At 56.7% G+C, this 6978-nt stretch carries 7 protein-coding genes and 1 pseudogene; 4 read left to right on the forward strand and 4 right to left on the reverse strand.

Features of this window, described 5'->3' with window-relative positions:
* The first annotated feature begins 743 nt into the window (after positions 1-743).
* From AC0L30_RS41975 to AC0L30_RS41985, 3 genes and pseudogenes are all read left to right on the forward strand, one after another.
* Complete coding sequence (locus AC0L30_RS41975; protein WP_473406705.1) at positions 744-953, forward strand: hypothetical protein; 210 nt, start codon at positions 744-746, stop codon at positions 951-953.
* Positions 954-982: 29 nt separating this feature from the next.
* Positions 983-1072 (forward strand): annotated as a pseudogene (locus AC0L30_RS41980) (SOS response-associated peptidase); the annotation flags it as partial.
* A gap of 199 nt (positions 1073-1271) precedes the next feature.
* A complete protein-coding gene (locus AC0L30_RS41985; RefSeq protein WP_473406706.1) occupies positions 1272-1448 on the forward strand; it encodes a hypothetical protein in 177 nt (58 codons plus the stop codon).
* Positions 1449-1629: 181 nt separating this feature from the next.
* Here AC0L30_RS41985 and AC0L30_RS41990 read toward each other — a convergent pair whose 3' ends face one another.
* Together AC0L30_RS41990 and AC0L30_RS41995 are read right to left on the reverse strand one after the other, a co-directional pair.
* Positions 1630-1842 (reverse strand): hypothetical protein, encoded by a 213-nt coding sequence (locus AC0L30_RS41990; RefSeq protein WP_473406709.1) that lies wholly within the window; start codon positions 1840-1842, stop codon positions 1630-1632.
* A gap of 714 nt (positions 1843-2556) precedes the next feature.
* On the reverse strand, positions 2557-2748 hold the full coding sequence (locus tag AC0L30_RS41995; RefSeq protein WP_473255669.1) for a CsbD family protein: 192 nt from the start codon (positions 2746-2748) through the stop codon (positions 2557-2559).
* A 293-nt stretch (positions 2749-3041) separates the two neighbouring features.
* On the opposite strand from AC0L30_RS41995, the gene AC0L30_RS42000 reads away from it, so the two are divergent.
* Positions 3042-3311, forward strand: a complete 270-nt coding sequence (locus AC0L30_RS42000; RefSeq protein WP_007595436.1) for a hypothetical protein — start codon at positions 3042-3044, stop codon at positions 3309-3311.
* A gap of 459 nt (positions 3312-3770) precedes the next feature.
* On the opposite strand, the gene AC0L30_RS42005 is transcribed toward AC0L30_RS42000, so the two are convergent.
* The gene (locus tag AC0L30_RS42005) at positions 3771-4019 is read right to left on the reverse strand and encodes a PilZ domain-containing protein (protein WP_473406707.1); all 249 of its coding nucleotides are present in this window, start codon (positions 4017-4019) and stop codon (positions 3771-3773) included.
* Positions 4020-6137: 2118 nt separating this feature from the next.
* On the reverse strand, positions 6138-6284 hold the full coding sequence (locus AC0L30_RS42010; RefSeq protein WP_473406708.1) for a hypothetical protein: 147 nt from the start codon (positions 6282-6284) through the stop codon (positions 6138-6140).
* Positions 6285-6978: the final 694 nt, after the last annotated feature.

The raw sequence follows: 6978 nt of genomic DNA on the forward strand, positions 1-6978 counted from the left end.
GGCCGTGGCTTCGGCCTTTCTGACTCGCTCTCGTAGCTCGATGAGCTGACGGTACTCGGCTTCCAGCGGGTCGCGATGGGAGAACTGCGCGGCTGGTGCACGATAGTTCGAATTTCCATACGACGAATATCGAATCATGGAAATCGAACCCGTTTTCAGGCAACCCCCGCTAACTGGTGGTTCGGGAACAAAAATGCCCGATCGACGCGACGATATTCCGTCTCGGCAAGTTGGCAACGAATGTCACTCATTAAGCTTGATGCTACCGACGAGGCTGGATTGCGCTCGCGCTCATGAACCGCCTACGCGGAAGCTGTGGGATCGAGATGATCCTGATGCGCTGGAGCATCAGTTATCACCGCGCGGTAGCTTCGCGACGGCCCGACGGAGCTTGACTTCGATGCACCGACCGCAGATCAACTCGCCGTCCCCGGCCGGTGGCGCAAGAACTATCAGCTCTTCTGGCGCGAACTCTTCTTCGCAGTGATCGCAGCGGGGGACTTCGAGCATCCGCGCATTTGCTCACGCAGTTGTGGCGGAATTCGATAGCCTCCTTACCCGACCGCTCGCAAGAGCTTGATCAATACCCACGGCCGAGCTTGCACCAAGTTCGTTCCCAATCTGGAACGTTGCTGAAGAGATCCCGGACGTTGCAGATTTACAACCCGCACAGCCATTCGCGATACTAAGCTCGTCCATGGAGACGACCAGACATGCTTACTTCAACATGATCGCGGGGCGAAATGTATGATGTCTATCGCAATGACAGGCGCTTCTTGCTCGTTCTAAGTTCAGGCTCTCCCGTGCCCGTGCTTTACTCTGCACATAAGTGGCGGAAGAGCAGGAAACGAGTTCTCAAGGTCAGCGACGAAATCAAGTCAGCCGTTCAGACACAAGGCTATTACGTCCGCAGCCTGCGGATCACCAAGGAGCGAATGATCGACGTCGAGTAGGTGGCGAGCGGGTGTTCTCGTTTGCGCGTTTGATCACCAGCAACCAAGCCGCCATTATCGCGCTGTTCCGCGTCGTCAACCGCTATGTCGACAACTTCGCACCGATGCCGGGGTGTTTCCGAACCATTCGGATCGGACTTTTCGGAGGGTGCGGGGTGCGAGATAGTCACGATTGCGGGTGGGCATGCCGCCTAGCACGGGCGGGCCGCCCTGACGTCTCAAATGGAACTCCATGAGCCGCCCGAGATTTTGGCTTTTTCCATTGAACCTTTAATCGAACTGTCGGACGAACCTTCAATCGGAAACCGGAGGTTTCCCATGAAGCGTCTGATCTCATCTGCAATCGCGGCCGTTGCCTTCCTCATTGTTGCAACCACTATGCTGCGGTCTTACACACCTTCGGCTGAGCGCCATGTCACCCGTACAGCCATAGGTCATTGCAAGAATTTCCACGGCCTGGCCGGGACAAAAACGTCCGAACTATTGCCTTACTAAGCGGCAGTAAAATGCGTCGAGACGATGTTGACCTGTAGCAGGTGGCTGGATGCCACGCCGACATGGGAGTAGGCGAAGGCGCGGCAATGGCCCGTTGCCGGATGATGTGCTCAAGATCGTTATGCGCGGGACCGAGAAAGAAGCTAATCGGGCGGCTTGAACCGCGAACTGCTTTGGCAGCTTAGCTCCCCGCCGCGCCATCCAACCGCGCCAGCCCAGCCTCGATCACGGCGATGTCCTCCTCGATCTGCTGGACGGTCGTCCGGAAATCAAAACCTGTACGTGCCTTTAGGTCCACCGCCAGTTTCCGGCGCTGCATGCGGAGATCATCCAGAGCCCTCCGATTGTTCAAGCGAACGTAACCGTCCACAATCAGCTCGATTGCGTTTGGCATCCCACCCCCTGTCGTGATCGACCGGCGCCGAACCGCTACCCAGCGACACGCTTCAAAACGGCATCTCTTCGCAAATTGTGTGCAGCAGCCGTCAAATGAGACCCTATGATCAGACCCAAGCCGACCTAACGCCAGGAGAGCAAGGGGGCTGCACAGTTCAATGGAAAGACCGGCTCCCAATATCGCAATTGCGCGTTGTTCATCCCTTTCGAGATCGGCCCATGAGATGCCGTCCATGACGGGTCTCCGTCGCAAAAAACTATTTAAAATCCAAACGCGCGACCGATCTGCCGCAGCATAGCCATGGCCGCGTCGGTGTACCGACCGTGGGTTAGGTATTGATCCACTTGCGCTGTACTGATCAGCGCAACAACGAAGACCGTGAAGCCCTTAAGCATTGGGGCGTCTCCTGAAAGAGACCGCCAATCGGGCGTGTCGAAATAATAGACTGTTCTCAGAATGCGCTTCCGCATAATGCGACTTATGTAAATGGTGACAGCGACCGGTAACCAATCCCTTAACGGGCGTTAGGTGCACGCGCCACCGGACGAGGCGAAGGCGCTGCAAGAGCCGTTGCTCATGTGCTCAAGGTCGTGATGCGAGAGGTAGGAAAGGAAGATAAAGCCGCTGCACAGAGGCGCGCGGTTCCTCGATAGCGCAAACGAAACCGCCGCCCAGAAGAAGCGGCGAGTGTTAGTCCCCACATAAGGGAAGTCACTTCTTCATGGCGTCTGCTGCATCCCGCGCGGCATCCTTAACGTCACCGGCGGCGTTGTGCACGGCGCCCTTGGCCTTGTCGGCCTTACCTTCTCTTTGGAGGTCCTTGTCGCCACTCAGCTTGCCAGCACCTTCCTTAATCGTGCCCTTGGCCTTATCGGCGACGCCTTTCACGTGCTCGCGATCCATAACGCGCTCCTTCAATCTTTAATCTTTCGATGACGCACAACGCGCGAGCAAGTTCAGCGTTCCGAGTAGCCCTGTTCACCTTGGAATTTCGCATCAGGCACCCCTGTGCGCTCCAAATCTAAATTCGACCTGGTGCTGACCTGTGTTTGCACCAGAACTCGTGGAACCTCGAAATCTCGGGTGAGTTACAGAACCGGAGAAGCGGTAATCTAACCATGCGCCCCCAGTAGCACGGTGGATTTCTGTTTATCCGTTCGTCCTCTATTGGGCAGTACTTGAACAGAGAGGTGACAATGAAAGCATCCCTTCTTGCTGGCGCGCTCATCGTCGGATGGGCTGCTCCAGCACTTGCTGACGAGTTCTACGTCGTGCAAGGACCTAGCCACAACTGTACCATTACCACCACGCGCCCGGCGGACAAGGAAGTCGTGACGCAGATCGGTCCGATGGCCTTTAAGAGCCGCGTCGAAGCTGAAGACCGCATCAAGCAGACCAAAGTCTGCGACGAAGGCACCGTTGGTAGCAGCACCAGCAGCACGACCGTTATCAAAGAGAAGCAATGAATTCCTGACCGAATTCTGGCGAACTTCGGAAAGATCGCGCCCGGTGGGCGCGACCTTTTTTGTTTGCAGATGGTGCGGTATTTCAGATCGTGTATTCGCCTCCCGCAGAGGGCTCGACAATTGGTCGACGGTTGCCTCTACACGCATCACATCCATGCGGCATTTGGATGACTAACCGGCCCGCTGTGCGAAGACACGTCCGCTAGTGCGGCTTACTCGACCCTGCTGCTTATGGAAGCGTTGCAATGGACTGTAGACCGCGAGGCGCGTGCGGCCTAGCCGCTGGCCGATCTCGCTTGCAGTCATGCCACTGTCGAATAGCGGAATAGCGCAAGAAGTTGCGCTTCTTCCTCGGGGGACCACGAACGGATTTCCGGTCTATTGTTTGACATCGCCCATCCATGCCAGCGAAAGAACCGCGAATTCCATTGTAGGCAGAGCTAACTGACTCTTCTCCGCCTAAAGATCATCCTCGAACGAGACCCCGATAAGATTTCCACTCCACCAGACTAGGCGGCAACTTCGGATGATGCGATCTTTCTCGAGCATTAGTTTGAATGTGGAGGCCACGTGCCGCTTCGACGGAAGCTCAACTGCTGCCCCTTCTTCCGACATGTTGACCACGCGGCAGCGTAAGCTGGAGCCGTCGCCTGAAATGTAGGCGACCTCGTCGATATCGATACGCTCCAGCTTTCGACGTTCCATCATTCCACTACAACCGGTACGCACTTATTCACCCAATGCGCACCTTGCCTCTAACAGCTGAAATTGTCGCGCGATCTGCGTTGCTAGGTTTGATCGTTCCTTAGCTAGAGCTTTTCTTTGCTCAAGCATGTCGTGTCCGTCACGCTCGAGCACCTGGATCAAGATGGTTTGACTTTCGATATAAAGCTGCTTGGTTGCGATTGCTCGGCCAATAGTTGTGAGTTCATCATTGCAATCCGAAGTCATTGGCAATCTCATGGCTGGCCTGCCGGCGACTAGAGCTGCATTCTATCTGGCCTTACCTGCGAAAACGTTACACTTGATGCGGTGGAGTCCCAGCAGCCCGGCGCTTTGCCAACGGATTAGTCTGAAGGCGCACACGCGACACATTCTCCCGTTTGTGCGGCGCCAAAGGGATTTGCCGCCTTACGTTGTCCGTACTCTTACGGACGTTGCGCATCCGCAAGCTTTGACGTCTACTTCTGATTGTTTTTATGACGATGTTTGTTTCCCGACGACAGGGCCCATGAGCGTTAAAGCCATGATGGCGATGATCCTCCAGAACCAACTGGCCTCGCGAGGCGTGCATTTCGCTGAAGGCGTCTGACTACGACCAGATCGTAGAACTTCTGATTGAGCAGCTCAGAGAGCTGGAGCTGAGCTTGGCTGTGCGAGAGATTACCGACAAGCGCCGGGAATAGCAGCAGCACCCGATAAGGGAGGACGAAGACGAATGCGGAGATTATTGTTCAGGCACCGGAGCCCAAAGCCGACAACCGCTACTGGCTGATCCGATAGAGCAGTGGCGGATATCCGGCCAATCGGGTCCAGAGCCACGCGTTGGTGCGGCCTTCAGTCAGATTTCGTCCGTGCAGCAATCTCTTTGACTTTTATCAACGTTCGTTCGAATTCGCATTTGAGATATTGCTCGTGTGCCAGGTCTGTTGGCTTCAGCAGAAATGCGACTTTCACGAAAAAGCGGTTCAACAGCGAAGTAATTAAAAGATTGTCCGAGTGTTTCGACCGGAGCGCCGTAAGTCGGCGACGCATCTCGATGAGATCAAGCGTTTCGTGGTCCGGCTGCTCTCTCAAGTGAAGCTCGCGCGACTGTCCAGCGTCGAAGTCGCTGCACCGAATATAATGGTGCGGCGACTTCGCTGGGGTGGAGCGGACAAGGACAATGTCCGTGTGCGCAAGCCTAGTCCTCTAGCGCGCGGCCGCAATCACGGTCTGGAATTAAGCTTGATGTTGGTGTTGCAAGTTAATTCTGGAACGGAGCAGGGCGAACGATAGGAGGTGTTGAATTTCGGATGCACTGCCCGGGCTGTTCAATGTTGAGCGCAATGTGGACACTCCCCATCTGCTGCTTTGCCGAGCTGTCTTGCGAATTCTTGTCTGAGATCTTGCGTCTCCCAATGTGCACCATCGCTCCTGACGATCTTCTTGGCGCGCTCGAAGGCGTGGCTTTCGGCTGTATCGTCGCCGACGCGGACATCCTAAAGACGTTGGCCGTCTTCCGGGCTCGGCCCCAAGGGCCGATCATCGGCGGCTCGTGCGTGACGCGCTTCGTCTCTCGTCAGAGAGGCAAGCCCGGTCCAATTGACTAGCTAATCCGGTGAGGGTCCTTGCGACGCTCTTCAACAAAATTGCTCGTTCGGTGGAAATAGCGGATGATCTAGCACGGGCCTTGTATTCAATCGCGAGTTCTTGACGTCGGGCGGCAACATACAACCAACGGCCGGTCTGTCCGGTAGCGGATACACCCACCTGACCTGAGGCCGGCTCGCGGCCTTTAAATTATAAAAGGAACTTAATTTGTTTAATTGATTTAAATTTCGTTCGGCTTAATATCCGCACGCCACCAACCGGAGCTCAGCATGCCAAGCCCCACCGAAGACGAGGACCGCCGCGAGTTCTTAAAGACCTGCGGCAGGTTTGCCGTCGTGACGCCTCCAGCGATGACGCTCCTGCTATCAACATCGCTGACGTCTAACGCCATTGCGCGGTCTGGCGGGGGCAGCTCGCATGAGCATCACCACCACCACCACCATCATGACGATTAAGGCGGTGGCATTTCGATAGGCGGTGCCTTGGGCAACGCCGTAGGCGATCATGCCGGCCTTACGCCGTCGTCGGCATGGAGTGGGCGGCCCTGGGGCGCTCCTGAAGCCCCCCTGCGCTCCAGGGCGCTTTCCACAGGCGCACGATCCCGATCCGGGCGAACATCACCGGCGCGCCTCGCTCCGCGACCAGCAGCAGCACTTTCATTCTGGCCGATCGCCAACCAGCAGCCCTCCTCGCTTGTTGGGCGCGAATCTGCGAACTGTATAGGCAGGCATAGGCGTGCAACAGGCTGGAGGGCCGCTGACGCGATGGAACAGTCGCGCTACCCACTGGTGAGAAGGTGGACGCCGGAAGATCATCAGCGGCTGATCGCTATGGCCGCCGCAGGAAATCGACCCGACGACATCGCTCGCGACGCGCTGGGGCATGGACAGAACCGGCTGTGCGAGGTCGCGCGCATCTCCACAACATCCCCTTGCGATTGGTGACGCAAAAGCGGAAGTGAACCGGAGTTGAGGCGGCCTCATTCGCGCGCAGGGGGATCTGATTGAGGAGCTGCGAGATCGCCATGACAAGTTGGGCCGGCGCAAATGGCTTCTGCAACAGGATGCTGTTGGGGACGCCCTGGGACGCCCAATTGTCGGCCGCCGGTCATGTAGATCACGGGAAACGTCGGCTCTCGTTCTCGAACCTGTCTGGCCAAGTCCCAGCCGCTGAGCGAGCCCATAACGTTCACGTCCGCAACAGCGCCCGATACTCTTTCATTCCACTCTTAAAGACAGTCAGAGCTATCGGTTTAATCGGCGAAAGCATCGGCGTTCCCCATCGCACCCAATGTCACCCGGACCGAGGCCGGGCATTAAATCGGGCAAGTCCACACTCCCCAACGCCGGTTTGA

It is taken from the genome of Bradyrhizobium sp. MI1.11, from assembly GCF_055811255.1.